26 protein-coding genes are annotated in these 26,857 nt (G+C 63.4%); 13 read left to right on the forward strand and 13 right to left on the reverse strand.

All coding sequences use genetic code 11. The features are described 5' to 3' along the window. The 6 genes from FDP28_RS03195 to FDP28_RS03220 all read right to left on the reverse strand — a co-directional run bounded on the left by FDP28_RS03195 (position 1) and on the right by FDP28_RS03220 (position 5,647). Complete coding sequence (locus tag FDP28_RS03195; protein ID WP_144659170.1) at positions 1 to 882, reverse strand: 1,4-dihydroxy-2-naphthoate polyprenyltransferase; 882 nt, start codon at positions 880 to 882, stop codon at positions 1 to 3. Positions 883 to 934: 52 nt separating this feature from the next. Then, positions 935 to 2,065, reverse strand: coding sequence for an AMP-binding protein (locus FDP28_RS03200; protein ID WP_144659171.1), 1,131 nt, complete (start codon positions 2,063 to 2,065; stop codon positions 935 to 937). Positions 2,066 to 2,073: 8 nt separating this feature from the next. After that, entirely contained in the window at positions 2,074 to 3,024 is a 951-nt protein-coding gene (locus FDP28_RS03205; protein ID WP_144659172.1) for a 1,4-dihydroxy-2-naphthoyl-CoA synthase, read from the reverse strand. Between the two features lie 21 nt (positions 3,025 to 3,045). After that, positions 3,046 to 3,483, reverse strand: a complete 438-nt coding sequence (locus FDP28_RS03210; RefSeq protein WP_144659173.1) for a VOC family protein — start codon at positions 3,481 to 3,483, stop codon at positions 3,046 to 3,048. A gap of 122 nt (positions 3,484 to 3,605) precedes the next feature. Further along, a complete protein-coding gene (locus FDP28_RS03215) occupies positions 3,606 to 4,334 on the reverse strand; it encodes a CPBP family intramembrane glutamic endopeptidase (RefSeq protein WP_144659174.1) in 729 nt (242 codons plus the stop codon). 62 nt (positions 4,335 to 4,396) lie between these two features. Then, positions 4,397 to 5,647, reverse strand: a complete 1,251-nt coding sequence (locus FDP28_RS03220) for an Nramp family divalent metal transporter (protein ID WP_144659175.1) — start codon at positions 5,645 to 5,647, stop codon at positions 4,397 to 4,399. Between the two features lie 369 nt (positions 5,648 to 6,016). On the opposite strand from FDP28_RS03220, the gene FDP28_RS03225 reads away from it, so the two are divergent. Further along, positions 6,017 to 7,480, forward strand: a complete 1,464-nt coding sequence (locus FDP28_RS03225) for an amino acid permease (RefSeq protein ID WP_144659176.1) — start codon at positions 6,017 to 6,019, stop codon at positions 7,478 to 7,480. Between the two features lie 73 nt (positions 7,481 to 7,553). Here FDP28_RS03225 and FDP28_RS03230 read toward each other — a convergent pair whose 3' ends face one another. Further along, entirely contained in the window at positions 7,554 to 8,282 is a 729-nt protein-coding gene (locus tag FDP28_RS03230) for a dienelactone hydrolase family protein (protein WP_144659177.1), read from the reverse strand. A gap of 142 nt (positions 8,283 to 8,424) precedes the next feature. Between FDP28_RS03230 and FDP28_RS03235 the strand changes: the two genes are divergently transcribed. From FDP28_RS03235 to paaZ, 9 genes are all read left to right on the forward strand, one after another. Next, positions 8,425 to 9,081, forward strand: a complete 657-nt coding sequence (locus FDP28_RS03235; RefSeq protein ID WP_144659178.1) for a pentapeptide repeat-containing protein — start codon at positions 8,425 to 8,427, stop codon at positions 9,079 to 9,081. A 130-nt stretch (positions 9,082 to 9,211) separates the two neighbouring features. Then, on the forward strand, positions 9,212 to 10,438 hold the full coding sequence (locus tag FDP28_RS03240; protein WP_144659179.1) for a thiolase family protein: 1,227 nt from the start codon (positions 9,212 to 9,214) through the stop codon (positions 10,436 to 10,438). Continuing rightward, positions 10,438 to 11,238, forward strand: a complete 801-nt coding sequence (locus FDP28_RS03245; protein ID WP_144659180.1) for an enoyl-CoA hydratase/isomerase family protein — start codon at positions 10,438 to 10,440, stop codon at positions 11,236 to 11,238. The genes FDP28_RS03240 and FDP28_RS03245 overlap by 1 nt, the downstream gene beginning before the upstream one ends. Next, the gene (locus FDP28_RS03250) at positions 11,235 to 12,098 is read left to right on the forward strand and encodes a 3-hydroxyacyl-CoA dehydrogenase family protein (protein WP_144659181.1); all 864 of its coding nucleotides are present in this window, start codon (positions 11,235 to 11,237) and stop codon (positions 12,096 to 12,098) included. Before FDP28_RS03245 ends, FDP28_RS03250 begins: the two co-directional genes overlap by 4 nt. A gap of 26 nt (positions 12,099 to 12,124) precedes the next feature. Continuing rightward, positions 12,125 to 12,721: a GNAT family N-acetyltransferase gene (locus FDP28_RS03255; RefSeq protein WP_144659182.1), complete on the forward strand. Its 597-nt coding sequence runs from the start codon at positions 12,125 to 12,127 to the stop codon at positions 12,719 to 12,721. Positions 12,722 to 12,975: 254 nt separating this feature from the next. Further along, positions 12,976 to 13,890, forward strand: a complete 915-nt coding sequence (locus FDP28_RS03260) for an SGNH/GDSL hydrolase family protein (RefSeq protein WP_144659183.1) — start codon at positions 12,976 to 12,978, stop codon at positions 13,888 to 13,890. A 90-nt stretch (positions 13,891 to 13,980) separates the two neighbouring features. Continuing rightward, positions 13,981 to 14,688 carry a tyrosine-protein phosphatase gene (locus tag FDP28_RS03265; RefSeq protein WP_144659184.1) on the forward strand — a complete coding sequence of 236 codons (708 nt, stop codon included), beginning with the start codon at positions 13,981 to 13,983 and terminating at the stop codon, positions 14,686 to 14,688. A 54-nt stretch (positions 14,689 to 14,742) separates the two neighbouring features. Next, positions 14,743 to 15,726 carry a glycosyltransferase family 2 protein gene (locus FDP28_RS03270; RefSeq protein WP_144659185.1) on the forward strand — a complete coding sequence of 328 codons (984 nt, stop codon included), beginning with the start codon at positions 14,743 to 14,745 and terminating at the stop codon, positions 15,724 to 15,726. A 354-nt stretch (positions 15,727 to 16,080) separates the two neighbouring features. Next, the gene (paaZ, locus tag FDP28_RS03275) at positions 16,081 to 18,180 is read left to right on the forward strand and encodes a phenylacetic acid degradation bifunctional protein PaaZ (RefSeq protein WP_144659186.1); all 2,100 of its coding nucleotides are present in this window, start codon (positions 16,081 to 16,083) and stop codon (positions 18,178 to 18,180) included. 269 nt (positions 18,181 to 18,449) lie between these two features. On the opposite strand, the gene FDP28_RS03280 is transcribed toward paaZ, so the two are convergent. From FDP28_RS03280 to FDP28_RS03290, 3 genes are read right to left on the reverse strand one after another with little or no spacing between them, the layout of a single operon-like run. Then, positions 18,450 to 19,052 (reverse strand): TetR/AcrR family transcriptional regulator, encoded by a 603-nt coding sequence (locus FDP28_RS03280; protein ID WP_144659187.1) that lies wholly within the window; start codon positions 19,050 to 19,052, stop codon positions 18,450 to 18,452. A 36-nt stretch (positions 19,053 to 19,088) separates the two neighbouring features. Next, on the reverse strand, positions 19,089 to 20,426 hold the full coding sequence (gene paaK / locus FDP28_RS03285; RefSeq protein ID WP_144659188.1) for a phenylacetate--CoA ligase PaaK: 1,338 nt from the start codon (positions 20,424 to 20,426) through the stop codon (positions 19,089 to 19,091). An 8-nt stretch (positions 20,427 to 20,434) separates the two neighbouring features. Beyond that, entirely contained in the window at positions 20,435 to 20,905 is a 471-nt protein-coding gene (locus tag FDP28_RS03290) for a hotdog fold thioesterase (protein ID WP_144659189.1), read from the reverse strand. Between the two features lie 108 nt (positions 20,906 to 21,013). Here FDP28_RS03290 and FDP28_RS03295 point away from each other — a divergent pair, with 108 nt between their 5' ends. Beyond that, entirely contained in the window at positions 21,014 to 21,592 is a 579-nt protein-coding gene (locus FDP28_RS03295; protein WP_144659190.1) for a GNAT family N-acetyltransferase, read from the forward strand. Here FDP28_RS03295 and FDP28_RS03300 read toward each other — a convergent pair. Together FDP28_RS03300 and FDP28_RS03305 are read right to left on the reverse strand one after the other, a co-directional pair. Then, positions 21,585 to 23,138, reverse strand: coding sequence for a putative bifunctional diguanylate cyclase/phosphodiesterase (locus tag FDP28_RS03300; protein WP_144659191.1), 1,554 nt, complete (start codon positions 23,136 to 23,138; stop codon positions 21,585 to 21,587). The two genes, FDP28_RS03295 and FDP28_RS03300, sit on opposite strands and share 8 nt — an antisense overlap. A 2-nt stretch (positions 23,139 to 23,140) precedes the next feature. After that, positions 23,141 to 24,193 carry a hypothetical protein gene (locus tag FDP28_RS03305; RefSeq protein WP_144659192.1) on the reverse strand — a complete coding sequence of 351 codons (1,053 nt, stop codon included), beginning with the start codon at positions 24,191 to 24,193 and terminating at the stop codon, positions 23,141 to 23,143. 106 nt (positions 24,194 to 24,299) lie between these two features. Between FDP28_RS03305 and FDP28_RS20470 the strand changes: the two genes are divergently transcribed. Further along, positions 24,300 to 24,470 (forward strand): hypothetical protein, encoded by a 171-nt coding sequence (locus tag FDP28_RS20470; RefSeq protein WP_162239598.1) that lies wholly within the window; start codon positions 24,300 to 24,302, stop codon positions 24,468 to 24,470. Between the two features lie 157 nt (positions 24,471 to 24,627). Here FDP28_RS20470 and FDP28_RS03310 read toward each other — a convergent pair whose 3' ends face one another. After that, a complete protein-coding gene (locus FDP28_RS03310) occupies positions 24,628 to 26,268 on the reverse strand; it encodes a sensor histidine kinase (protein ID WP_144659193.1) in 1,641 nt (546 codons plus the stop codon). Between the two features lie 203 nt (positions 26,269 to 26,471). Between FDP28_RS03310 and FDP28_RS03315 the strand changes: the two genes are divergently transcribed. Then, entirely contained in the window at positions 26,472 to 26,855 is a 384-nt protein-coding gene (locus FDP28_RS03315; RefSeq protein ID WP_144659194.1) for a DUF7793 family protein, read from the forward strand. The last annotated feature ends 2 nt before the right edge of the window (positions 26,856 to 26,857 follow it).

Here is a 26,857-nt window from a genome sequence, read left to right on the forward strand (position 1 = left end):
TCAGAAGCCGCGGCTCAGGATCAGCCCCAGCGAGAACAGCAGGCTGTAGCCGAGGTTGATCAGGCCGGTCTGCTTGAGCACCGGGATCAGGCTCTTTCGCTTCTTCCCGTTCACCATCAGCCACGCCGGCATGAGGCACGCGGGGATCAGCAGAAGCACGATCAGCATCCACGGTTTGGTGGGGGCCAAAACGATCACCAGCAGGATGGCCACCGCGAGCATCAGCACGTAGCTTTCCCGGGCATGCCGGTCACCCAAACGTACTGCCAGGGTCCGCTTTCCGGCTGCGGTGTCCGTGGGGATGTCGCGGACGTTGTTGGCCATCAGCAGCGCACAAGCAATGAGTCCCGTTCCGATTGCCCCGATGACGGCGGCCAAGCTGACCTGTCCAGCCTGCGTGTACGTGGTGCCCAAGGTGGCGACCAGCCCGAAGAACACGAACACGAACACATCGCCCAGGCCCATGTAGCCGTAGGGGTTCTTGCCGCCGGTGTAACCCCACGCTGCAAGGACGCATCCGATGCCCACCAGGATGAGCCACCACGACTGGGTGATGATCACCAGGATCAGGCCGCACACCATCGCAGCGCCGAACAGGCCAAACGCCGCCCACTTGACCTGTTCCGGCCTCGCTGCGCCGGAGCCTACCAAGCGCAGGGGGCCCACCCTGTCCTCGTCGGTTCCGCGGATGCCGTCCGAGTAGTCGTTGGCGTAGTTGACTCCGATTTGGAGCAGAAGCGCAACAAGCGCGGCCAGGATCGCGTTCGGCAACCGGAAGGCGTGGAGCTCGTACGCCGCTGCCGAGCCGATCAGGACTGGCGCGATTGCCGCGGGCAGGGTGCGGAGACGGGCTCCTTGGATCCATTGTGCAGCTGTCGCCACGTGTTGTACCTCGTGTGTTTCGCGTTTGATGTCAGTTGGGGGACGAACTTGTCTATTGTCCCTGATGCAGATTGGAAAGCAGTTCGATCATGGCCAGCCTGTCCGGCTTTCCGTTGGGCAGCATCAGCAATTCCTTGTCGGCAAGGACTGTTTTGGGTGCCAACGCACCCAGGGCGGCTTGGCGTCGTGCCGTGAAATCGCTGATTCCCTCGCGGCTTGGGTCATCGACCGCGATATAGGCAGCAACTGCCTGCCCCCACTCCCGCGAAGGTACGCCGGCGACGAAAGCCGCGTTGACGCCGTCGAGCTCTTCAAGCTTGCTTTGGATGTACGCGGCGGAGGCTTTGACGCCGCCGGTGATGATGACGTCGTCGGCGCGGCCCAGGACGGTGAGCTTGCCATCGGGTGACAGCTCGCCGAGGTCGCCGGTGACATACCAGCGGGTGTCGTCGTCTTCGAAGAACGCTTCGGGGCCGCCGTCCAGGTAGCCGGCGGCGACCGTCGCGCCGCCCAACAGGACGCGGCCTTCCAGTTCGCCCTCGCCAAGGCGGATTTCGACGCCGTCCAGAGGCTCGCCGTCGTACACACACCCGCCGCACGTCTCGGCGGAGCCGTAGGTGGTGACGACGTTCAGCCCTTCGGCGTGGGCAGTGGCGAGCAGCTCCGGCGAAGCGGGGGCGCCGCCCAACAGGATCGCATTGAAGCGGCGCAGGACCGCCAGGGTTGACGGAGACGGGGAGTCCAGCAGGCGCTGAAGCTGCGTGGGTACCAGGGACGTGAAGCGGATCTTGTCGGTCAGTTCCTCCGCTGCGGCCGTAAACGCCTCGGGAGTGAAGCCGTTCGACTGGTCCATCACCCACGGGCGCGTTCCGGCGTAGAGCGAGCGGACCAGGACCTGCGCGCCGGCCACATACTGCAGAGGAAGGGCCAACAGCCACTGGCCTTCGCCACGCAGGGCCATGGCCGTGGCCACCGACGACGCCGCCAGGGCATCGATGGTCAGCACGGTCGCCTTGGGGACCCCTGTTGAGCCGGAGGTACGGACCACCAGTGCCGCATCCTCGACGCCGGTCTCCACGGGAACTGCGCTCGGCTTGCCGTCCGCGTCGGTGACGATTTCGACGGCGGGACCCTCACCGTGGAGGGCAGCGGCGAGTGCTTTGAGAATCGGATCGATATCCACGGCCGGTCCTAGAAGTAGTAGGGGAAGCTGGACCAGTCGGGATCGCGCTTTTGAAGGAAGGCTTCCTTGCCCTCCACGGCTTCGTCCGTCATGTACGCAAGGCGGGTGGCTTCGCCGGCGAAGACCTGCTGCCCGGCGAGCCCGTCGTCGGCGAGGTTGAAGGCGAATTTGAGCATGCGGATGGCCTGCGGCGACTGGCGGGCAATGTCAGCGGCGTATTCCAGCGCGACCTCTTCCAGCCGTTCATGGTCCACGGCTTCGTTGACAGCGCCCATGCGAACCATGTCCTCTGCGGAATATTCGCGGGCAAGGAAGAAGATCTCCCGCGCGGCCTTCTGCCCGATCTGGCGGGCCAGCAGCGCAGAGCCGTAGCCGGCGTCGAAACTACCGACCGTGGCGTCCGTCTGTTTGAACTTGCCGTGTTCGCGCGAGGCGATGGTCAGGTCGCTGACGACGTGCAGGGAGTGGCCGCCGCCAGCCGCCCAACCGTTGACGACGGCGATAACCACCTTGGGCATGGTCCGCATGAGCCGCTGGACTTCCAGGATGTGCAGCCGGCCGGCGCGGGCGGGGTCGATGGTCTCCTGGGTATCGCCCTCTGCGTAGCGGTACCCGTCCCGTCCACGGATGCGCTGGTCGCCGCCGGAGCAGAACGAGTGCCCGCCGTCCTTTTCGGAGGGGCCGTTGCCGGTGAGCAGGACCGTGGCTACGTCCGGTGTCATGCGGGCGTGGTCCATGGCTCGGTACAGCTCATCCACGGTTCCCGGGCGGAACGCATTGCGGACTTCGGGGCGGTTGAAGGCGATCCGGACCGTGGGGAGGTCCTTGACCGTGCCGTCGGCTGACCGTTCAACCTGCCGGTGGTACGTCATGTCCTTGAAGTCATCAAAGCCGGAGACGGTACGCCAGCGCGATGGGTCAAAGATGTCGGAAACCTTGGCAGGGAGATCGTTGTTCACATACCGAGTCTAGTAATGGCCTCAGCTGATGCAGAACTCGTTGCCTTCCGGGTCTGCCATGGTGTGCCATTCGTGGGGTCCCTGGCTGGCGGTCCAGAGGTGTTTGGCGCCCCGGGCTTCCAGTTCCTTGCGCACGACATCCTTGTCCCGCCCGTCCAGACGGACGTCCCAATGCACGCGGTTTTTCACGGTCTTTTCGTTCGGGTCCGTCTGGAACAGGATGCGCCGGCCGGTCTTGGGATCCGGGTCCTCCGCCGGAACGATGGCACAGCCCTCGGCCCAGACGAGTTTGCCGTTGTGCGTGATGGTCTGGTCCTCCGTGGCGAAGCCTTGCTCGATCATGGAGCGGATAAAGGCCTCGTCCTGGGGTTCGACGGTCCATTCAAGGGTCTCAGCCCACCAATCGGCGAGGTCGTGGGGCTTCTTGCAATCGACTACTACCTGGATGTTGAGTGTCATGCCCCCAAGCTATTCCGACGGCGGGTGGCTGGGTAGTCGAATGCGGTCACCTTCCGTCCGGGTTACCCAACCAAGGGACAGCAAATGTCGCAATGAAGGCTCAGTGGAACGTTTGCTGTCCCTTAGTTGGGGAGGAGCTCCGGGGGCACGGCGTAAATCAGCACGACGGCCATAAGGTTCTTGGCTGCATGCACGAAGTAGGAGAACATCAGGTTCTTCCCCGTCCAGACATACACGGCCACCAGGACCATAGCCATGCCCAAGTATGGCGCCAGGGCTGATAACACCAGGCCCTCACGTCCGATCACGTGGATGGATGCAAAGACCACCACCGAGATCACGCAACAGATCCAGATGTTGACATGCTGGGACAACTTGCCGATTAACAGGTGGCGGAACAGGTACTCCTCCACGAAGGGCCCCAGAATCACCAACAACGGCACCATCAGCCACGCGGGGACATGCTGCAGCAAACCTTGGATGCCCAGTTGGTTCTCGGAGCTTTGGGCGGTACCGAACGCAGCTACCAGGATCGCCGTGAGGATCAGCATCACCACGATCGCGAGGGGAATCATGCCCAGGGTGAACCACGGCCGGGTCCCGAGGATCTTCAGGTCGCGGCCCGCCACGCGCCAGGCTGACGCCAGGGCAAATATTCCGACGCCGGCATAGAAGATGGCGTTGACCGCATAGGATGCTGTGGCCGGGTCCGCGAACAGCTGGAGCATGAGCCGCTGAACTGTGCCACCGGCAAAGGTGAAGTAGAGGGTGAAGCCAAGGTAGGCGGCCACGGCAAGGGCATCCAGGGCGGTGAACCTGTACAAAGATGCCTTGGTCTGAAGAGTGCCCATGTGTCCAGCCTAGCTTTGCTGGCTCCATGGTTGCTCGGCCTGAACCGCTTAATCCTGCCTGCTCAACCCTGCCCGCTCAGGGTCAGCGCGATCAGGACACAGTTCAATCCGACAATGAGGGTGGCACTGGTCCAGCCGGCAATCTTCAAGGGCAGGGAATCTGTGTGGATTCCCATCACGTCACGCTTGCCGGTCAATCGGATCAGTGGAATCAGCGCGAAGGGGATACCGAAGCTGAGCAGCACCTGGCTCAGTACCAGGGCAAGCGTCGGCTCAATTCCCGCGCCCAGGACGATCAGGGCAGGGACGAGGGTGATGACACGGCGGACCAGCAGCGGAATGCGGATCTTGAGGAGCCCGCCCATGATGGTTGCCCCGGCGTAGCAGCCAACGGATGTCGAGGCCAGCCCGGAAGCCAGCAATCCGATGGCGAACACAACGCCGATGGCAGGACCCAATGCCGCTGTTACCGCTGCGTGCGCACCGGCAATCGTGTCCGTGCCCTCGATTCCACGCAGGCTGGTCGCGGCCAGGAGAAGCATGGAGATGTTGACGACTCCGGCGAGCAGCAAGGCGCCTACTACGTCCATCCGGGTTGTCCGGATCAGGCGGGTCCGGATCACGGGGTCCGGTGAGAAGCCGTGGCGGTCCCGGGCCAGGGCGGAGTGGAGGTAGATCGCGTGGGGCATGACGGTCGCTCCGAGCATGCTGGCCGCCAGGAGGACCGTGTCGGGACCATCGAATCGCGGGAGCAGCCCGCCCAGCGCGCTATTGGCGTCCGGGGGATTGACGAACAAGCCCGACACGAAACCCACGGCAATGATCGCCAGGAGAACAAGGATGGCGTACTCGAAGGACCGCTGGCCACGACGGGACTGTAAAGCCAGCAGCAGCATGGAAGCAACACCGACGATTACGCCGCCCGCGAGAAGCGGCAGCCCGAACAGCAGATTGAGGGCGACGGCACCGCCGATCACCTCGGCCATGTCTGTAGCACCGGCGACAATCTCGGCCTGGGCCCAGTAGAGGCGCCGACGTTTGGTGCCCAGGCGTTTTCCGAGAAGTTCCGGCAGGCTCATTCCGGTGGCGAGGCCGAGCTTTGCGGATTGGTACTGCACCAGCACTGCCATGGCATTCGCGACCACCAGCACCCAGACCAAGAGGTAGCCGTAGTTCGCGCCGGCGGTGAGGTTCGCAGCAACGTTTCCTGGATCGACGTAGGCGATCGCAGCAACGAACGCCGGTCCCAGCAGCAGGAGCCGCGACCATACTTTGCCGGGAGTGGCACGTGTTTCCAGGGTGGGTGCAGCCATCGGGGTTCCTCGTCGTTGGGGGGTACTCATTACGAGGATAGCGAAATTTAGGCATACCGAAAAGTTTTATTTAGGCAATCCGTTGGAGAGTTGCGACGCGAGGTCAGATATGGCCCCTCCAGAGGGTAAACATGGGCCATATCTGACCCCGGGTTGCTTCTGACCAAGAGCGGGCCTGTTGCCTGCGTCACGGGTCGGCCGTCACATGCCGTAAGATGGACGGGTTGCGCGAACGTTCGGCGTTCTGCGGCCTACGTCACACAGCGGATTCTCCAAACGGAAAAAACCCGAATTTTGTGTGCAAAAGCCGCCCGTGCTCCGGCACCGGCGCAACCACAACAGCAACACCCCAACCCACAAGGAACAGCTGTGCCGCAAAGTACCCCCACAGATCTCAAGAACCAGACGGCCTCAACCACCGCCGTCGGTTCCTCCCTCAGCGCCGAGGGATACAAGAAGACCCTGAGCCGCCGCCACGTCACCATGATCGCCATGGGTGGCGCCATCGGCGTCGGCCTCTTCATGGGTGCCGGTGGCCGCCTGGCCTCCACCGGCCCGGCCCTGATTTTCTCCTACGCCATTGCCGGCGTCATCGCTTACCTGCTGATGCGCGCCCTTGGCGAACTCATCATGTACCGCCAGACCTCCGGTTCCTTCGTGAGCTACGCCGGCGAGATGTTCGGCAAGAAGGGCGCCTACCTGTCCGGTTGGATGTACTTCATCAACTGGGCCATGACAGGCATCGCCGAGCTCATCGCGATCGGTCTGTACTTCCAGTTCTTCTTCCCCAACGTGCCGATCGAATTGTCCGCCATCGCAGCATTGGTGCTGTTGGTGGCCGTGAACCTGTTCAGCGTCAAGGCGTTTGGCGAGTTCGAATTCTGGGCATCCTGCCTCAAGGTTGCCGCGATCGTCATCTTCCTGGCTGTTGGCACCTTCATGGTTGTCACCAACGCCAAGGTCGGTGAGGGCCACGCGTCCGTGGCAAACCTCTTCCATGACGAAGGCGGCATGTTCCCCAAGGGCGGCCTGGTGATGATCCTGGTCCTCAACGCCGTGATCTTCGCCTACAACGCCATCGAGCTCGTCGGCATTACCGCAGGTGAGATGGAAAACCCGGAACGCGAAGTTCCCAAGGCGATCCGCGCCGTCGTGCTCCGCATTGTGGTGTTCTATGTCGGATCCGTGTCCCTGCTCGCGATGCTGCTGCCCTCTGACCAGTACAAGGCCGGTACCTCGCCGTTCGTGACGGTGTTCGGGCAGATGGGCTTGGGCTGGATGGGTGATGTGATGAACATGATCGTCATCACCGCAGCGCTGTCCTCCTGCAACTCCGGCCTGTACTCGATCGGCCGCATCTTCCGCACCATGGCCAACAACGGGCACGCCCCGCAGTGGCTGACCAAGATGTCCTCACGCCACGTGCCGTATGCGGCGATCCTGGCCATCGGCGGTGTCTACCTGGTGGGTATTCTGCTGAACATTTGGCTCGGTGGCTCGCACGCCTTCGATCTCGCTTTGAACACCGCGTCCATCGGCGTGATCTTCACGTGGGGTTCGATCTTCGCAAGCCAGATCGCCCTGCGCCACAAGAAGGGCAAGGTCTCTTCCCTACCGATGCCCGGTTCGCCGTGGACCAGCTGGCTTGGCCTCGTGGCGCTGCTGGCCATCACTGTGCTCATCGGTTTCGACACCATGACCGACAAGGCCACGGGGGAGGTCTTCCTCCTGGGCCTCTGGACCCTCGCAACCATTCCGTTCTTCGCCTTGGTGCTGTGGCTTGGCTGGCAGAAGGTCAAGAACAACGAGCCCAAGAGCGAGCTGTTCAGCTAGCCCTTATTAAGGCTCGACGGCGGGTGCCTCCTTCCGGTGATTACGTCACCTGGAGGGGCGCCCGCCGTTTGCGTTAATTGCCCCGAAGGTACTTGGCGAAATGCTCCTCGATGCGCCGCCACGCTTCCGGGGCAGAGGCGGGATCCGGCTTGATTCCCATGACCCGCATCAGTGGGCGGAGGGGCTTGGGGCCAACCGGCGCGTCGTTCATGAAGGCGTGGCCCGCCGTCGGAAATTCCTTGACGTCGTGCTTGATGCCGAGGCTGCTCAAGGCATGCTCCAATGTGGCGGCGGCACCCGGCAGGGTCCGGTCTTTGGCCCCGTAGTTGGCGACCATCGGGCAGGCGCCTTCGAGAGCGCTGTGGAGGTCCCGCGGCAGTTGCCCGTAGTTCACCGAAGCGGCGTCGAAGCCGTCGTTAGCGGACAAGAGCGCGAAAGCGCCGCCCATGCAGAAACCGATGACCCCCACCTTCCCGGCGCACCTTTCATCCTCCCGCAACCATGCCTGGGCGGTGGCTATGTCCGTGAAGGCCCGTCCTGTGCCAGAGAGCATGGAGCGCATGGTGGTGACCAGGCAGCGTCGTGGACCGCCGTCGCTGTACAGGTCCACAGCGAGGGTGAGGTAGCCGGCTGCCGCCAGGCGGTCTGCTTGGCGAAGCATCACATCGTTCAGTCCAAAGGCTTCGTGGATCATCACCACCCCAGGGAAGGGGCCATCCCCCGAGGGTTCGGCGAGGTACCCCTGAAGGGCAGTGGAGCCTCCGGCAACCTTGCTCCTGGCGCTCAAATCGATGGTGACCATGGGTGCGGCCCTCCTTCTGGTTCCAGCAGATGAAGCTTTTTGTCAGGGCCCAAGGATAGGCTCGACGCATGCAATTACCCACCACTTTGACGCAGCATACCAACGCCGAACCGGCGAAGCCCGGGAAGGCGGAGTCACTCTGATGGCGGCAGCGAAGGTTGCCGCCCCGAAGATTTCCCCGGTGCGGTTGGAAGAACTGCGCGACGACGACGCCCCGGACTTCCAGCGTGGCGAAAGATACGACGGCGTCCGGCTCACCAGGGTTTCCGCGGACGGCGAGGAACTCAGTGGCGCGGACTTCATTGAGTGCGAATTCAACGGGGTGTCCTTCAATGAGGCACAACTGCGTGGGGCGACGTTCCGGGAATGCATTCTGGCCGAGCCGTATGCGCCCGTGCTGATGGCTGCGCGCACCTCCTGGCAGGACGTGGAGATCGCCAACCCACGATGGGGTTCGGCTGAACTCTACGAGGGCACCTGGCGTTCCGTCCGGATCGACGGCGGCAAGCTGGACTACGTGAACCTCAGGGGCTCCAAGCTCATGGACGTCCAGATCTCGGATTGCATCATCAATGAGCTCGACCTCGGTGGTTGCACGGGAACGCGGGTGGCTTTGAAAAACTGCACCATCGGCACCCTGGATGTCACAGGTGCCAAGCTCAAGGACGTAGACCTGCGGACCTCGGAGTTCCGCGGAATCAATGGACTGGCCGGACTTGCCGGGGTGGTCATCGACGATTACCAGCTGAGCTTGATGGCCCCCTTGTTGGCCGGACACTTGGGTATTCGGGTGGTTTGAGGCGGCGTAGGGGCGGTCCTGCGGGGAGCTTCATCTGTTGACCGTCCCGCTGGGCCGTGTAATCTTTATAGAACGAACGGTCGGTATATTATTCCGTGCCGGTCCCTTTACTTTCGCGAAGGATGTTCTCATGGTCGAGGCTTTTCTTGTTGGCGGCGCTCGTACGCCTGTCGGGCGCTATGGCGGGGCGCTGTCCTCTGTCCGCCCCGACGACCTCGCAGCACTGGTGGTCCGGGAAGCGGTGGCGCGTGCCGGCGTCGACCCTGACGCCATTGACGAGGTAATCCTCGGCAACGCCAACGGTGCCGGTGAGGAGAACCGCAACGTGGCCCGCATGGCAACCCTCCTTGCCGGACTTCCCCTCCACATCCCCGGAATCACCGTGAACCGCCTCTGCGCCTCCGGCCTGAGTGCCATCATCATGGCCAGCCAGATGATCAAGTCCGGTGCCGCGGACATTGTTGTCGCCGGTGGCGTCGAGTCGATGAGCCGGGCCCCGTGGGTGCAGGAGAAGCCCGCGACAGCGTTCGCCAAGCCGGGACAGATCTTCGATACCTCCATCGGCTGGCGTTTCGCCAACCCGCTCTTCACCAAGGGCGAGCTGTCGCGCGACGGCAAGATGACCTACTCCATGCCGGAGACTGCCGAAGAAGTGGGCCGCGTGGACAACATCTCCCGCGAGGATGCAGACGCTTTCGCGGTTCGTTCGCATGAACGCGCCCTGGCGGCCATTGCCGGTGGTCGCTTCAAGGACGAAATCGTCCCTGTCACCGTCAAAACCCGGAAGTCCGAAACCGTAGTGGACACCGACGAAGGCCCACGCGAGGGAACCACCATGGATGTCCTCGCCGGGCTTCGTCCCGTGGTCCCGGGCGGTTCCGTGGTGACCGCAGGCAATTCGTCCACCCTCAACGACGGCGCCTCGGCCATCATCGTCGCCTCTGAGGCCGCCATCCAGAAATTCGGCCTCACGCCCCGCGCCCGAATCATCGACGGCGCATCCGCGGGCTGCGAACCGGAAATCATGGGCATCGGCCCCGTCCCGGCAACGCAGAAGGTCCTGACCCGGACCGGGCTTACCGTGGACCAGCTCGGAGCCGTGGAACTCAACGAAGCCTTCGCCACGCAGTCCTTGGCAAGCATGCGTCGCCTTGGACTGGACCCGGACATCGTCAACAACGACGGCGGTGCCATAAGTTTGGGACACCCGCTCGGTTCCAGCGGCTCACGGATCGCCATAACCCTCCTGGGCCGGATGGAGCGCGAACTCGCCTCGGCGACCGGACCCAAGCTCGGCCTGGCGACCATGTGCATCGGCGTGGGCCAGGGCACCGCAATGCTGTTGGAAGGCGTGTAATGGCACTGAACCCTAAAGACTTCACGGCGCTCCTGATTGAAGAGCGCGAGGACAGGCTCGTCGTCCTTCTGAACCGTCCCGAGGTCCGCAACGCGATCGACCAGACGATGGTGGATGAACTCCACGCGGTGTGCGCCGAGTTGGAGCGCAACCCGAAAGTGCTGATCATCGCCGGAACCGATGGGGTGTTTGCCTCTGGTGCCGATATCGGACAGCTGCGCGAACGACGCCGGGATGACGCGTTGCAGGGCATCAATTCAACGATCTTTGTCCGTATCGCCAAGCTGCCCATGCCGGTCATTGCAGCCCTGGACGGATACTGCCTGGGTGGGGGAGCCGAGCTCGCTTACGCGGCAGACTTCCGGATCGGGACGCCGAGTGTCCGGATCGGAAACCCGGAGACGGGCCTGGGCATCCTGGCTGCCGCCGGTGCCACGTGGCGCCTCAAGGAACTCGTGGGGGAACCGAAAGCCAAGGAGATCCTCCTGGCCGGTGCCGTGTTGCGGGCAGAGGAAGCGCTCCGGATCAATCTCATCACCTCCATTGTTGAAGCGCCGGAGCTGATGGACGCAGCGCATTCACTTGCCGACAGGATCGGCCGCCAGGATCCGATGGCCGTTCGCATCACCAAGTCGGTGTTCCATGCCCCGGCTGAAGCCCACCCCCTGATCGACACCTTGGCGCAGGGAATACTCTTCGAATCCCAGGCAAAGTTTGATCGCATGCAGGCTTTCCTCGACAAAAAGTCTTCGGACAAGAAGAACTCAAACGAAGTTACCCAGGACAGGACCCAGAAATGACAGCCGTTCCCTCCATCCCGCACGTAGTCGGAGTGCTGGGCGGTGGCCGGATGGGCGCCGGCATCGCGCATGCCTTCCTCATCAAGGGCGCCACGGTGGTCGTGGTGGAGCGCGATCACGAGGCTGCAGCGGGCGCCCACGCCAGGGTTGCCGACGCCGTAGCGAAATCCGCAGCCCGCGGCACACTCAGCGAATCGGCCGAAGAAGCCATGTCCCGCCTCAGCACCTCCACGGACTACGAGTCCTTCATTCACTGCGGCCTGGTGGTGGAAGCAGTCCCCGAGGATTTCGACCTCAAGGTCACAGCGCTGAAGGCCGTGGAAGACCACCTGTCAGGGGATGCGTTCCTGGCTTCAAACACCTCCTCGCTGTCCGTTACGGGACTCGCAAATGAACTCCGCAGGCCCGCCAACTTTGTGGGACTGCACTTCTTCAATCCGGTGCCCGCCTCCACGTTGATTGAAGTGGTGCTGGCCAAAGAGACGTCTCCCGAACTCGCCCAGGCAGCGAAAAACTGGACCGAGGCACTTGGCAAGACCGCCGTCGTCGTTAATGACGCTCCAGGCTTTGCGTCCTCAAGGCTTGGCGTGGCCATTGCCCTGGAGGCGATGCGCATGGTGGAGGAGGGTGTCGCGTCCGCCGAGGATATCGATGCCGCGATGGTGCTGGGCTACAAACACCCAACGGGCCCGCTGAAGACCACGGACATTGTGGGGCTGGATGTCCGGCTGGGGATCGCCGAGTACCTGCACTCCACTCTGGGCGACCGTTTCGCCCCGCCGCAGATCCTGCGTGACAAGGTGGCCCGCGGCGAGCTGGGCCGAAAATCCGGCAAGGGCTTCTTCGACTGGAACGACTAAGCGTTGGAGCCGGTTAGGCTAACCGGGTGACTTCTATCGAACCCATCACCCTGACCGGCAACTTCGTGACCCTTGAGCCGTTGGCGCCGGAACACCACGACGGGCTGGTGGACGCCGCCCGCGACGGGGACCTGTGGAAGCTTTGGTACACCTCCGTTCCCACGCCTGACGGAATGGCCGCGGAGATCGAACGCCGGCTGTCGCTTCAGGAGACAGGTTCCATGCTGCCCTTCGCCACGCGGCTCAACGCCACGGGCAAGCTCATCGGCATGACCACCTACATGAACATCGACGCCGACACCCCGCGGGTCGAGATCGGGTCCACCTGGAATGCGGCGTCGGCGCACGGCACGGGAACCAACCCGGATTCGAAGTTGCTGCTGCTCCGGCACGCGTTTGAAACCCTGGGCTGCCCGGCCGTCGAATTCCGCACGCACTGGCTGAACCACCAGTCCCGCGAGGCGATTGCCCGCTTGGGGGCCAAGCAGGACGGGGTGCTCAGGAACCACTCTCGTACCAAGGATGGCGTGCTGCGCGACACGGTGGTGTTCTCCATCCTTGAGCACGAATGGCCAGCGGTGCGGAACGGCCTGGAGTACCGGCTGGCCAAGTACGGGGCGTAGCCAACAGGGTGACCACAGTCCGGAAGCCGAGGTTCAGTCTCCGCACAGCCATCATCACCATCGTCCATCTCCTCTACCGCCGGCAGGGCAAAGCCTGAACACCCTGCTGCGAGGTCTTTTCCCCGCTTCCCGGCAGGCGTAATCTAGCCACATTGCCCCGGTATGCGGCCGACTGGTGGGCGAGCCGCGACATCCGCGAACAGCTGAAGCTCGGATTGCCGGAGCCCCATCACCGCATAAAAAGGGGATTAGTCATGGCAAAGCAAAATTCACGACGCCGGATCCCGGCTTTGCTCGGCGGTCTCGCCGTCGCGGCGCTCACGCTGGGGTTCACCGCCGCTCCTGCCACCGCAGCGCCGCCGCCACCGCTGGACTATGTCGCGTTGGGTGATTCGTACACCGCGGGGACGGGGGCGGACGGGCTCACGCGAACTGCAGTCTGCTGGCAGAGCAGCGGAGGCTACGTTGACCTCGTTGATGCATCAGCGAGGGTGGATCTCATAACCAACGCTGCTTGCCACGGCTCTCTCCTGGCCTTCGATCCGCTCAACCCGAGTCCGTTCTACAACGGTGCACCGACTGTCGCGGAGCAAATCGCCGGCTTGGCCTTCAGCCAGGCACTGTCCGGTGACACTGATCTGGTGAGCATCACAGCCGGAGCCATTGATGGGGGCAGCCTGCTGGCACTTCAGGCCTGCTCCACCCCGAACACACAGGCCTGTGCGGCAACCGTCGCCGGAATCATCCAGAACCTCGGGAGTCTTGAAGCCGGACTGGAACTTACCTACCAGTCGATCCAGGCCGCCGCTCCGAACGCGACGATCGTTGTCATGGGATACCCGCGTCTGTTCGATCCGTCCCGGGGGAATATTGTGATCGGCGGGGTTACCGTTGTGCCGGTTACTAACCAGATCACAGTGAACACGGCCGTGAATGCCCTCAATGCCACCATCGCGAAGGCCGTGGCGGAGAGCGGGACCAACGCCGTGTTCGTTGACGTGACCAAGCGCTTCCTGGGCCATGCAGTGAATTCGGGCAATTCATGGATCGTACTGGACTTGGCACAGCTGCAGGCGGATGCCAACTTCCACCCGAACGACGCCGGACATCAGGCCTACGCGTCAGCTCTGCTCTCCACGATTAAACCCACCAAGCTGGTGAAACAGTAACTGACGTTGCCAACCCGCTGATCCGTTGCTGGCCAACAACGGATCAGCGGGTTCACCACGGGGTCGTGCATATGTGCTTAGCTGGCTCCTATGGACGGGACTTCTTCAACCCACCAAAGCGTCCACTGGGACGGTGCGGTCAACGCTTGGAGGATCGCCGGCGACGTGTACCGGATGGGCCGCCACGAATGGGTCACCGGTACTGGTTGGCAGCAGATGTACGACGACGGCGTCCGCACCGTGATCGACCTGCGCGCCTCGCGGGAGCGGCGGCAACGCGACACCGATCCCGAGGTGCCGGACGATGTGAAGGCGCGGATCGCCGTCGTACATTGCCCAACGGAGGATCCGGACCATGGGCGCTTCAGCGAGCTGTTCGGCCCGTACTTGAAGGACCCGGCACAGTATGGCGACTATTTGCAGCTGTTCGGGGAGAAAATCGCGGCGGTGTTCAAGGCAATAGCTGCCTCGCCGGGCAAAGTGGTGGTGCACTGTTCAGCCGGCCGGGACCGCAGCGGAATGATCGCGTTGATGCTGCAGCGGCTTGCAGGGTTCACCGATGACGAGATCCTTCGGGGCTACGAACTCGCGGCACGGGGGATCAACGAGAGGCACCGTACGCACGGGGCGCCCCATGTCCACGACCCCTATCTTCCCGATGAACAGCTCGAGGCCTTGCTGGCGGAGCGCCTGCAGAGTCTGCGGCTTTTCCTGGCATCGATTGATGTTGGGGGTTTCCTGAAGGCCAATGGTCTTAGCGATCGGGAGGTAACGGCAGTACTCACAAAACTCCGGTGACGCGGCGCTGCTAACAAGCTGAGTTGACTCACTCCCGACCCCGGACGGAACCGCATGACTCACGGCGCCCGTGTCACCATCGTGACCCGAACCAAGAACCGACCCGTTTTCCTTGCCCGCGCGCTGGATGACATCTTTGCGCAAACCTTCCAGGACTTTGAGCTGGTCATCGTCAATGACGGCGGCGACCCGTCCGACGTCGATCGCCTCACCTCCCAGCGGCCGGAAATCGAGAGGGAACGCATCACTACGCTGCACCACTCCGAATCGGTGGGAATGGAAGGGGCATCAAACGCCGGCGTGAAAGCGGGCACGGGCGAGTTTGTGGTCATTCACGATGACGACGACTTCTGGGCACCCGACTTCCTCGCCCGCACCGTGGCGTACCTTGACGACCCCGCGCACGCCGACGAGACCGGCGTGATGGTTCGGACGGAAATCGTCATCGAGGAATTGGTGGGCGACCGGATCGAGCCCGTCCGACGCGAAATCTTCTGGGCCGGAATGCGGCAGATAACCCTCTCGGACATGCTGAAGATCAACCGGGCGGTGCCTATTTCTTTCCTGTACCGCCGCAGTGTTCATGAAGCGGTGGGCTTCTACAACGAGGACCTGCCTGTGGTGGGCGATTGGGAGTTCCACCTGCGCGTATTGAGCCACTCGCGGGTGGGCTTTCTCGACGGCGAACCCCTCGCCTTCTGGTCCCAGCGGCCCGAATCCGAAGGGCACGACGGCAACAGCATTTTCGCCAAGGCGGCCGAGCATGCCCACTACGATGCCTTGGTCCGTGATGAACATCTTCGCGACGACGTTGCCCGCAACGGCCTTGGCACCGTGCTCTACCTGACCCGGGTCCTGGCCGAGCAGGAAGAACTTATCGTTGCCCAGCAGCGTCGCCTGGATGACACCACAGCCAAACTCGATCACATCCTTGACCGCATCGAAGCCCTCAACCATACGGTCGTGACGCGGACCAGCGTGGGGGAGTTCCTGAAAAAGCCTATGCTGCTGGCAAGGAAGCTCGGCCTCCGCAGCTGACGCTCGCTCACATTCCCGGGGGTTTGGGCTGGACGCTCGCTCACGTTCCCGGGGTTTGGGCTGGACGCTCGCTCATGTTCCCGGGGTTTGGGCTGGACGCTCGCTAAACGCCAAGTTCGGCGCCAAGTTCGGCGCCAAATAGCCAAGCCAAAAGTAACCAAGAAAGGGTCGGTCCCACTCACAGTGGGGCCGGCCCTTCCTCGCGCATTGAGGCCAACCGCGGCAAATTCCTGCTGTACTCTCCCGGGCATTCATGTACCCTGTATATATTACCGAACGGCCGGTCAGTAATGTTGGCGATTGAGTCAGCACCGACCGTGCCGATCTCACGTGCCTTGGAAGGACCCGTCGACGATGACCACTACCGCAGTCGCCCCGGAAACCACAGCCGTTGCCACAGTGCCCAGCTTCGTCAGGAATGCCTGGTGGACTCCGGCAGCTGATGCGAAGAAAGTCCCGGTCCGCGATGCCAGCACCGGAGAAGTCCTGGCGAACGTGAGCACCGACGGACTGGACCTGGCCGCCGTCGTCGATTTCGCACGCACCACAGGCCAAGCCGAACTCGGGAAACTGACGTTCCACCAGCGCGCGCTCAAGCTCAAAGAACTCGCCATGTACCTCAACGGCCGCCGCGAGGAACTGTACGCATCCTCGTCGCAGAGCGGTGCCACCAAGATCGACAACATGATCGACATCGACGGCGGCATCGGCGTGCTCTTCACGTTCGGCTCCAAGGGCCGCCGCGAACTGCCCAACTCGCAGGTTGTGGTGGACGGTCCCATGGAAATCCTGTCCAAGGACGGCTCGTTCGCCGGCGAGCACATCTACACCCGCATCCCCGGCGTTGCCGTTCAGATCAACGCATTCAACTTCCCGGTGTGGGGCATGCTGGAAAAGTTTGCCCCCGCGTTCTTGGCCGGGGTTCCCACGATCGTGAAGCCGGCGACGCCCACCGGCTACATTGCCGCGGACGCCGTCCGGGCGATCGTCGAGTCCGGGATTCTGCCTGAGGGGTCCATCCAGCTGATCTCCGGTTCCGCGCGGACCATCCTGGACGAACTGGACTATCGCGACCTCGTCTCCTTCACGGGTTCGGCGTCAACGGCCAATTCCCTGAAGTCACACCCGAACGTTGTCCAAGGCGGCGTTCGGTTCACTTCGGAGACGGACTCGCTCAACGCTGCCATCCTCGGCCCCGACGCCGTTCCAGGCACCCCCGAGTTTGACGCTTTCGTCAAGGCCGTCGTCACGGAGATGACCGTCAAGGCCGGCCAAAAGTGCACGGCCATCCGCCGGGTGCTGGTCCCCAAGTCCTTGGTCTCCGAAGTGGCCGCCGCCATCGGCGCGCGCATCACGGAACGCGTCGTGGTCGGCGACCCCCGAGCCGAAGGCGTCACCATGGGCGCCCTCGCGTCGCTGGAACAGCTCGCCGATGTCCGGGCTGCTGTTCAGTCAATGCTCGACGCCGGTGGTGAACTTGCGTACGGAAGCCTGGATTCGCCGTCGGTCACCTCGGTTGGAGGCGCCGTAGGTGTCGTCGAGGACGGGGCGTTCATGTCGCCGGTTCTCCTGAGTTGGAGCGATGCCGAAGCCGAAGAAGTGCACTCGCTGGAAGCCTTCGGGCCTGTTTCCTCGGTCCTTGGCTATAACGACCTCGCCGACGCCGTGCGGCTGGCCGCCCGTGGTTCAGGCTCATTGGTGGCCTCGGTGTGCACCAATGACCCCGCCGTCGCACGCGAGTTGGTGACTGGAATCGCCGCCCACCATGGCCGTGTGCACATGCTCAACCGCGAGGACGCACGTTCCTCCACGGGCCACGGTTCCCCTGTTCCCCACCTCGTCCACGGCGGTCCTGGCCGCGCCGGCGGTGGCGAGGAGCTGGGCGGCATCCGCTCCGTGCTGCACCACATGCAGCGCACTGCCATCCAAGGTTCGCCCAACATGCTCACGGCAGTCACGGGCCAGTGGCACACAGGTGCCGATCGGAACTTCACCCTCGAAACCGAGGGTGAGCACCCGTTCCGCAAGTCCCTTGCCACGTTGCGTATTGGCGACGCCGTACGTTCGGAGCTGCGCCAGGTCTCGCTTGAAGACATCACTGCCTTTGCGAATTCCACGGGCGATACCTTCTACGCCCACACCAACCAGGAAGCCGCGGAGGCCAACCCGTTCTTCCCGGGTATCGTGGCGCACGGGTACCTGCTCCTGAGCTGGGCCGCCGGGTTGTTCGTGGAGCCGGCTCCGGGTCCCGTCCTGGCCAATTACGGCTTGGAGAACCTGCGCTTCATTACGCCCGTGGCTGCGGGCGACTCCATCCGCGTAACCCTCACGGCCAAGAAGATCACTCCGCGCGAGACCGACGAATACGGCGAGGTTGCCTGGGACGCTGTCCTGACCAACCAGAACGATGAGATCGTGGCAACCTACGACGTCCTGACCCTCGTCGAGAAGTAACCCTCTCTCACATCCCCTGGGATTGGGGCGGACGCTCTCTCATACAACCGACGAAACGCCTTTCCACGCGCTGTGGGAAGGCGTTTCGCGTGTGGGTTGTGCGCGAGCGTTGGGCTCAAGGGGCGGGGATGTGATTGGGGGTTGGGCTCAAACCGGGGGGATGTGCGCGAGCGTGCGCCGAAAGCAGGGGGGATGTGATTGGGGGTTCGGCTCAAGCCGGGGGAATGTGCGCGAGCGTTGGGCTCAAACGCCGGGGATGTGAGCGGGCGTCAGGCGGCGCTGTGGAGGCCGTCGAAGGCCATGGTGATGACGTCGTCGGCGAGCTTTTCGGGGGACAGCGAGCCGCCGGGCTTGTACCACTCCACGATCGAGTTGATGGTGCCGAACAGCAGCCGGGTCACGGTGCGGGGATCGATGTCCTGGCGCAGCGATCCGTCGTCGCGGGCCGCGGAAATCAAGGCAGCCACCTTGTGGTCGAAAGCGCGACGACGTTCCAGTGCGTCGCGTTCGATCTCCGTGTTGCCCCGCAGCCGCAGCAGCAAGGTGACGAACGGCAGCCGATCCACCAGCACGGCGATAGTTTGCCGGAGCACGAATTCCAGCCTGGCGTCGGCAGGGCCGGAGGTGGCCGCGGGTTCCTCCAGGATCGCCTCCAGGCCACCCAGTGCGTGGTCCAGGGCGAGCTTCAGGAGATCGCCCTTGGACGGCACGTGGTGGTAGATGGCTGACTTGGAGATCCCCAGGTTCTCGGCCAGGATGCCCATGGACGTAGCGTCGTAGCCGTGCCGGTTGAAGACGTCGACGGCGATGCGGAGCACCGACTGTTGGTCATAACCGGGCCGTCCGCGCTTGGTGGTGGTCTCAGTAGGCATGCTGGCATTTTCTCACGTTCTGAACGGCAGAAGCCGCTAGCCCTTGGGGCGCATGTCGTAGATCCGGCGGAGTTTGCCGTTGGACCGCTCAAGGGAACCGGGCTCAACGACGTCAACGACGCAAGAGGACCCAACGTGAATCTTGATCTGCTCCCGCAAGGTGTGTGCCGCCGTCGTACCGGCCTCAACGGGGACGGACTCGCGGCGCTCAATGCGGACCGTCAGCGAGTCCATGCGCTTGCCCTCGGGCCGGGTGATTTCCAGCTGGAAGTGCGGGCTGAGCTCGGGGATGCGCAGCGCGATTTCCTCGATCTGCGAGGGGAAGAGGTTCACGCCGCGCAGGATGATCATGTCGTCGCTGCGCCCCGTGATGCGGCCCATGCGGCGGTGTGCCGGGCGGGCCGTGCCGGGAAGCAGGCGGGTGAGGTCCTTGGTGCGGTACCGGATGATGGGCAGGGCTTCCTTGGTCAAGGAGGTGAAGACCAGCTCACCGGGCTCGCCATCGCCAAGGACCGTGGAGTGGTCGAACGGATCGATGATTTCGGGGCGGAAGTGGTCCTCCCAGATATGGCAGCCGTCCTGGGTTTCAACAGCTTCACCGGCGACACCCGGACCCATGACTTCGGAGAGCCCGTAGATGTCCGAGGCCTTGATGTTCATGGTGGTTTCGAGCTCGTGGCGCATTTCCTCGGTCCACGGTTCGGCACCCAGAACGGCGTACTTGAGCGACGTGGAGGTGGGGTCGATGCCCAGGTGCGCCATGGCGTCGGCGATGGTCAGCAGGTAGGTGGGCGTGGCCAGGATGGCGTCCGGCTTGAAGTCCTGGATGAGCTGGATCTGGCGTTCGGTCTGGCCGCCGGACATGGGGATGACGGTGCAGCCAAGTGCTTCGGCGCCAGCGTGAGCGCCGAGACCGCCCGTGAACAGGCCGTAACCGTAGGCGTTGTGGACCTTCATGCCGGGGCGGACGCCCGAGGCACGCAGGGAGCGGGCCACCAGCGTGGCCCAGTTGGCGAGGTCGTTCTTGGTGTAGCCGACCACCGTGGGGCGTCCTGTAGTGCCGGAGCTGGCGTGGAGGCGGGCCACCTGGTCCTGCGGCACGGCGAACATGCCGAACGGGTACTCCAGGCGGAGGTCTTCCTTGGTGGTGTACGGGAACTTGCCTAGGTCGCTCAGTTCGCGCAGGTCCGACGGGTGGACTCCGGCTTCGTCGAACTTCCGCTTGTACAACGGCACGCGGTCGTAGGCGTAGGCCACCGTGTGCTGGAGGCGGGTGAGTTGCAGGGCCTCGAGCTCGTCGCGGGAGATGGTCTCTTCACGGTCCAGCACGGCATCTGAGGGCGATACGGGTGTGGCCACGGTGTTCTGGGTCATGAGGGTTCCTACTTCTTGGAGATGGTCCGGCTGCGGCCGCGGAACTCAGCGATGAGCTCCCCGGGCTGGGCGTCGGCAGTGGAGGGGGCGTCGGCGTCGGGGGCGGCAGCGAAGATCTGGATGTCGTACAGACCGCTCCTGCCGGTACTTGCGCGTCGGTTTGCGACGGCGGTAATCACCTGACCCTGGAAGGCCGGCTTGATGAAATTGATGTCGACGCCGGAGGCCACCGTGATGGAGGCCGCCTCCTCGGGCGTCGGGTTGGCCGGGTTGCAGGCCAGAGCGAAGGCGGTGTCACCGAAGGCAAAGATCATTCCGCCGTGGGCCATGCCGAAGCCGTTGAGCATCTCCTGCCGGAGGTGCATGCGGATGGTGGCGTGGCCGTCGTCGAGCTTGAGGACCTCGATGCCCATCCATTCGGACGCGTAGTCGTTCGTCAGGATGTGGTGCGAAGCACCGGAGAGGGTTGTTTCAACCATGCGTCATTGCCTCCAGCTTTATTTACCGAATGTTCATTAGGTAATCCCAGATCGCGCCACGTGTCAAGACTGGGCCACGATTCGTCCGGGCCTAGTAGCCTCAAGTGCATGCCCGAAATTGAACTCCCGATTGTCACGGACCGCCTGATCCTTCGCCGCTTCGAGGTCGATGACCTGGAACGCTTCCACGGATACCAGTCCCTGCCCGAAACCGCACGGTTCCTGTTCCGCCACGAATTGACCAAGACCAAGTCCATGGAAGTTCTGGGCCGCTACGCCAACTTCGAGTTCAACCAGGAGGGGGACTGGGTGTGCTTGGCCATCGAGCGCCAGGACCAGCCCGGCCTGATCGGCGAGGTCGTGCTGAAGTGGCTCGAGGGGACAGGCCAGGCTGAGCTGGGCTGGATTCTGCACCCGGATGCACGCGGCCACGGCTTCGCCACCGAAGCGGCCGAGGCCGTCCTCCGACTCGCTTTTGAGCACTTGTCCTTCCATCGCGTCGACGCCAAGCTTGATGCCCTTAACGAGGGATCGGCGGGAATTTGCCAGCGGTTGGGCATGCGCCTGGAAGCGACCTTGGTGGATAACTGGCACTACAAGGGTCAATGGGCCACGGAGAACATCTACGCCATCCTGGACTCCGAGTGGCGCAACCGGCACCGCCCCTGGACCCGGAGCGTCAGCTGACCGGCCATGCCTTGTGGTGCTTCAGTTGTTCCGTCAGCTGGGCCGCGGCCAAGGGTCTGCTGAAGTAGTACCCCTGGCCGCTGGTGCAGCCGATGCCCAACAGGTACTCGGCCTGCTCCGCGGTCTCGATGCCTTCCCAGACCGCGTTCAATCCACACGCCTTGATGAGCTGCAGCACCGCGGCCAGGAGGGCAGGCTGTGAGGGATCGCTTCCCAGCGCTGAGAGCAGCGTGCGGTCTACCTTGACCGTGTCCACCGGCAGTTGCCGCAGGTAGCTGATGGAGGAATATCCCGTGCCGAAGTCGTCGATTTCAAGTCCAACCCCCAGCCGGCGCAGGCTGTTCAGCGTGTAACGGTCCAGGTCGTTGCCCTGGATCACCGCGCTCTCGGTCAGCTCCAGGACCAGGAGGGACGGGTCAAGCCCGGCGGCCGACAACGCCTCCCGCACGTCCTCGACGAACTCCAGCCGCTGCAGGTCCGCTGCCGAAACGTTGATGCGCATGCTGAAGTTATGGCTCGCCGTGAGGGGGTCGCTGCGCCATTGCTTCAACTGCTCGACGGCGGTGCGGAGCACCCAGCCGCCCAGATCGGAGATCATTCCTGTTTCCTCGGCGATGGGGATGAACTCGTCGGGCATGATGAGCCCTCGGGTGGGGTGGTTCCAGCGGACCAAGGCCTCCACGCCTTCAATTTCGCGTGTGTCGAGCCTGATGATGGGCTGGTAGTAAAGAACCAATTGGGATCCAGCGATCGCCTCTTTCAGCTCACCCACCAACTGGTTCCGCATTTGACGGGCGAGCAGCATCTCCGGCGCGAAAAGCTTGAGCTTGCCACGGCCGTCAGCTTTGGACTCGTACATGGCGATGTCCGCTTCCATCATGAGTTCCTCTGCGCTCTGGCCGGGATCGGCCATCCGCAGCCCCATGCTCACCCCGCAGCGCAGGTGCTGGCCCTCGATCTCCATGGGTTCAACAACGTCAGCCAGGATGCGGTTGCCGATGACCGCGGCTTCGGCCGGGGTCACCCCGGGGATCAACACCGCGAATTCGTCACCGCCCATCCTCGCCACCATGTCCTGGTCCCGGACCGCTCCGCTGATCCGGTGCGCCACGGTTTCGAGGACCTTGTCTCCGATCGTGTGGCCGAGGGAATCGTTGATGGCCTTGAAGCCGTCCATGTCCAGCAACAGGATGGCCGCCCGCTTCTTTCCCTCGACTTCCTGGTTCTGTGCTTCGCTGAGGGCTGCAGCGAAGGCCGAACGGTTGCTCAGGCCGGTCAGGGGGTCCGTCATGGCCATGCGCTGCATTGCCTGATGCGCTTCGTTGAGCTGCTGGGTTCGGGCCTGCACCCTCTGCTCCAGCTCTTCGTAGACGATTTGAAGGTCCTCGGCCAGGAGGTTGGTGCCCATGATGACCGCGTCGATCTCGTCGCGTGCCTCGGAGATCTCGATCCGGGTGGTCAGGTCTCCTGCAGCGAGCCGGACGATGCCCTCAAGGAGCTGCCCCAAGCGCGGGTCGTTCCCGGAGTACATGCTTGCGTCGGCCACGTTCACGCCCCGTGCGGTCGGTCCTGCAGCCCAGCAACCTGCTGCAGATATTCGCGGACGGCTGCACTCCGCTCCGGCAATGCGGCCTGGTCAAAGAGCTGGGCAGCGACGTCGGAGGCCGCAAAGCCTTCCTCGGTTCGACCCGAATCCAGCAGTGCGCGGGCAAGGAGGAAATGCGCTTCGGCCGCGGTTTGGGTGGCCAGGACAGAGGAACGTGCGCTCAACGGCTCAAGGATGGCCAGCGCTTCCTTCATATCGCCAATGAGGAAATTCCAGTGGGCGCGGACCAAGGACATCTCCAAGTGGTCGCGTTCGGAACCGCCCACGATGTCCGTTGCGAGTTCTGCCCTTTCGATGCAGCGCAAGGTGGCGGCGTCGTCGAGCTTGGCCTGGAGGCGCATCTCTGCCGAGGCGCGGTTGAAACGTGCCCAGAGATCGACGTCCTTCGACGGCGAGAGCCGTTCCGCGGCGAGGTCGTGGTACCGGCCGCCGTCGCTCACGCGATCGGCGAGGAACGCTACATTTCCGATGACCCAGTAGCCTTTACCCGCCGTGTCCTCATCGACGTCGTCGGTAATCAGCGTTTCCAGCACCAGGCATTCGCGCCACGCGTCCTCCAACAGCCGGCTTTCGGCCAAGGCTGCAATCAGCGCCCTCTGGGCGAGGATCTGGACGTACACCAGATCAGAGTCCAGAGAGGCGAGCTTGGCGGCATCGGCAGCAGTCGCCGCCGCCTCTGCCAGCCGTCCCAGTCCTTGGAATGCCACGGCCACCATTGTTCCGGCTTTGGCGCCGAGTTCGGGCGATGACGCGGTGAAGCTGTGGTCCTTGAGCTCCGTCGCCAGTTGCAGGAATTCCTCGATCCGTCCTTGGTCGCGGAGGCATTCGGCCTGGAGGTACAGCATGTTCCACCACGACTGCTCATCCCCGGCGGCGGAGGCCAAGCCGGCGGCTTCACCAGCCAGTCGAAAGGCCTGGTCAAAGTCCCGTTCCTTCCATTTGGCACGCGCCGTGAGGCCGGCCACAAGGTGCGCGGCGAGGTGGGGACTATTCATGTGCCCATTATCCATGTCATTGCCGAAGAAAAGCTCGTATAGTTTGCCCCGTGACTTTATTCAAGTCACGACCAACAATTCGCATCAGTACGAAAGGGCATAGCGGATGAAAAAATTTGCGGCAACCCTGCTCATGGCAGCGGTTCTGGCAGTAACGGGATTCGCTGCTCCGGCAAACGCCGAGCCTTCCCAGGACAGCACGGCAATCGGCTGGTGGCCGAACAGCACCACCACTACGAAGACGAACACCACCAGCATCGGGTGGTGGCCGAACTAAACATTGGGGGCGCCTCTCAAGGCCACTTGACATGAAATTGATGCCCCGGGCCTGAGCCCGGGGCATCAATTTTTGTTTCAGATTGTGTCGCGCATTAGTGACTTCCCGGGTGTGGCCGGGAGCGGGCATTGACAGGCCTGTCACAAGAACCTGTTGCCTACGGTCCGCCCACAGGCAGCTCCACGGACACGGTGGTCCCGGAGCCAAGCGTGGAGTCGAAGACCATGCGGCCCATGTGCCGGCTGACGATGTCGTGGGCGATGGCCAGGCCCAGCCCGCTGCCTGGAACGGCCGCCGAGGTGGCGTTCGAAGCGCGGTAGAACCGGGTCAGGATGTGGGGCAGATCGTGTTCCGGGATGCCCAGGCCGTTGTCCGCAATCTTCACCAGCGCTGCTTTTCCGCCTTCCTTCGACGACGACACTGCGCTGCTGATACCCACGCGTCCGCCTTCGGGCGTGAACTTGATGGCGTTGGCCACGATGTTCGTGAACACCTGCTCCAGCTTGGCCTCGTCGGCAGTGACCTCGATGTCTTCCGGGCTTTCCGTCACTGAAACGGACACGTGCCGGGATTCGGCCAGCGGTCGCAGGGTAGCCACCACCACCTGCAGGAGCTTGGCGATATCCACGGGTTTGAGGTCCAGGTTGCTGCCGTCCTGCATGGACACCGTCAGCATGTCCTCGATGAGCTTCCGGAGCCGGCTGGAGTTGCGGCCGATGACGTCCAGCATTTTGTTGATGCCTTCGGGAACCGGGCCGCCGGAACCGTCCTGGATCATGTCCAGGTAGGCCGTGATGGATGTCAGTGGGGTGCGCAATTCATGGTTCACGGTAGCCAGGAAGTCGGTCTTGGCCTTGTCCAGTTGGCGGAGCTGGTGAAGGACACGCTGCTGCGCGCTGATGAGGTGTCCTTGGATCAGCCCGTGCGCCACGTTGCCTGCTACGTGCTGCAGGAGGGCGATTTCGGCCCGTGTCCAGTCGTGGCGCTCTTCCACGGTGGACAGCAGGATGATGCCCATGGCGGATGCGCCTTCGCCGACTGGGAGAAGCACGGTGGAGACGGGCTCGAGTTCGTTGGACCAAGCTTTCAGGGCCTTGGCGATGTCCGACCCGGGGTCGCCCCGGTGGTCCGTCACAGCCAGGACATCAGCTGCAGTCCACAGTTTGTTGGCGACCTCGATGATGGTGTTTCCGCTGTCGCCGAGTCGTGCCGGGAGCATCGGCAGCCCGTCGCGGCTCCATTGGGCGCGGATGCTGGGGACCCGTTCGTCCTGGAATGTCGCGAACCACACGTGGTCCACGCCGAGGGCTTCGCCGAAACCGCGGACTACACGGTCCGCGATCTGCTGGGGATCGTTGGTCTCGCGAACCGCCGATGAGACACTCCTCAGGCTTTCACGCAGCGCCTCAACCTCGCCCCGGGAGCGCTCCCGTTCCGAGGACCGGCGAAGCAGCGTTTGCACTCTGTGGACGATCTCCATGCCGCGCACCGGGCCAATAACGTAGTCGGCGACGCGCCAGGACTCGATGGCCTTGACGTCGATAACCTCGTCTTCGTCGAGGAGCAGCAGGACCGGAACTCCGGGGCTGCGGAGCGATCGGCCAAGGGTGTTTCCGGCAACTATCACTGCGGGACTATGGCGCTGGAGCTCCAAGGCGAGTTCTTTGGCGTCCGCCGCACGGAAAACGTCGAAGCCCGCAGCTCCCAATGCCTCCGCTGTCAGGGTCAGGCGGTCAGCCTCTGAATCCGCAACAACGACGGAAAGGGAATGCTGTATGTCGGCGCCCTTCTGGCCCACTGAGCCCCCTCCCTCTCAACCACCAACCATGGAAATTCCAGATGTGGCAACACCCTATCAGCGGCGTGAGGCGGTGCGGGTGCCCCGATGAAAATGCGCCGGATGAGTCGCATGTCACAGCTTTACTTTGTTCAAGGGATTCGACAGCCTTGAACAGGCACTGCAGCGCCGTGTCGCCGGCACTGAACCGCAGGAGGAGCACCGTGGACCACCCCACCACACCGCAGGATCACCAGCAGGTGAAGTTTCAGCTGGACCTTGAAGAGTCCGGGATTTTGCGCCTGACTTGGCCGCGCGGCGCCAGGATCAAGGAGTCCGACGCCCAACGCGCCATGGACCGGGTCAACGAGTTGTGTGGGCCCGAACGCCACCCCATGATCGTGGACATGGCCACCACGGACGACGTCACCCGCGGCGCAAGGTCGGTTTTCGCCAAGCCGTGCCAAGCCAACCGTATTGCCCTCTGGGGTTCGTCTCCCGTGGACCGCGTCATCGCGAACTTCTTCCTGGGCATCATGAAGCCGCCATGCCCTACCAAATTCTTCACTTCCGAAACGGAAGCGCTGGAGTGGCTGGGACAGAGCTGAAG

Source organism: Paenarthrobacter nicotinovorans (assembly GCF_007670255.1).
In the GTDB taxonomy this organism is placed as follows: Bacteria; Actinomycetota; Actinomycetes; order Actinomycetales; family Micrococcaceae; genus Arthrobacter; species Arthrobacter nicotinovorans_B.

What these genes read in the sequence shown, in the direction of transcription:
- FDP28_RS03210 (WP_144659173.1), bottom strand. Translation starts at nt 3,483, where the DNA reads ATGACACTCAACATCCAGGTAGTAGTCGATTGCAAGAAGCCCCACGAC.
- FDP28_RS03215 (WP_144659174.1), bottom strand. Translation starts at nt 4,334, where the DNA reads ATGGGCACTCTTCAGACCAAGGCATCTTTGTACAGGTTCACCGCCCTG.
- FDP28_RS03220 (WP_144659175.1), bottom strand. Translation starts at nt 5,647, where the DNA reads ATGGCTGCACCCACCCTGGAAACACGTGCCACTCCCGGCAAAGTATGG.
- FDP28_RS03230 (WP_144659177.1), bottom strand. Translation starts at nt 8,282, where the DNA reads ATGGTCACCATCGATTTGAGCGCCAGGAGCAAGGTTGCCGGAGGCTCC.
- FDP28_RS03235 (WP_144659178.1), top strand. Translation starts at nt 8,425, where the DNA reads ATGGCGGCAGCGAAGGTTGCCGCCCCGAAGATTTCCCCGGTGCGGTTG.
- FDP28_RS03240 (WP_144659179.1), top strand. Translation starts at nt 9,212, where the DNA reads ATGGTCGAGGCTTTTCTTGTTGGCGGCGCTCGTACGCCTGTCGGGCGC.
- FDP28_RS03245 (WP_144659180.1), top strand. Translation starts at nt 10,438, where the DNA reads ATGGCACTGAACCCTAAAGACTTCACGGCGCTCCTGATTGAAGAGCGC.
- FDP28_RS03250 (WP_144659181.1), top strand. Translation starts at nt 11,235, where the DNA reads ATGACAGCCGTTCCCTCCATCCCGCACGTAGTCGGAGTGCTGGGCGGT.
- FDP28_RS03260 (WP_144659183.1), top strand. Translation starts at nt 12,976, where the DNA reads ATGGCAAAGCAAAATTCACGACGCCGGATCCCGGCTTTGCTCGGCGGT.
- FDP28_RS03265 (WP_144659184.1), top strand. Translation starts at nt 13,981, where the DNA reads ATGGACGGGACTTCTTCAACCCACCAAAGCGTCCACTGGGACGGTGCG.
- FDP28_RS03270 (WP_144659185.1), top strand. Translation starts at nt 14,743, where the DNA reads ATGACTCACGGCGCCCGTGTCACCATCGTGACCCGAACCAAGAACCGA.
- paaZ (WP_144659186.1), top strand. Translation starts at nt 16,081, where the DNA reads ATGACCACTACCGCAGTCGCCCCGGAAACCACAGCCGTTGCCACAGTG.
- FDP28_RS03280 (WP_144659187.1), bottom strand. Translation starts at nt 19,052, where the DNA reads ATGCCTACTGAGACCACCACCAAGCGCGGACGGCCCGGTTATGACCAA.
- paaK (WP_144659188.1), bottom strand. Translation starts at nt 20,426, where the DNA reads ATGACCCAGAACACCGTGGCCACACCCGTATCGCCCTCAGATGCCGTG.
- FDP28_RS03290 (WP_144659189.1), bottom strand. Translation starts at nt 20,905, where the DNA reads ATGGTTGAAACAACCCTCTCCGGTGCTTCGCACCACATCCTGACGAAC.
- FDP28_RS03295 (WP_144659190.1), top strand. Translation starts at nt 21,014, where the DNA reads ATGCCCGAAATTGAACTCCCGATTGTCACGGACCGCCTGATCCTTCGC.
- FDP28_RS03305 (WP_144659192.1), bottom strand. Translation starts at nt 24,193, where the DNA reads ATGAATAGTCCCCACCTCGCCGCGCACCTTGTGGCCGGCCTCACGGCG.
- FDP28_RS20470 (WP_162239598.1), top strand. Translation starts at nt 24,300, where the DNA reads ATGAAAAAATTTGCGGCAACCCTGCTCATGGCAGCGGTTCTGGCAGTA.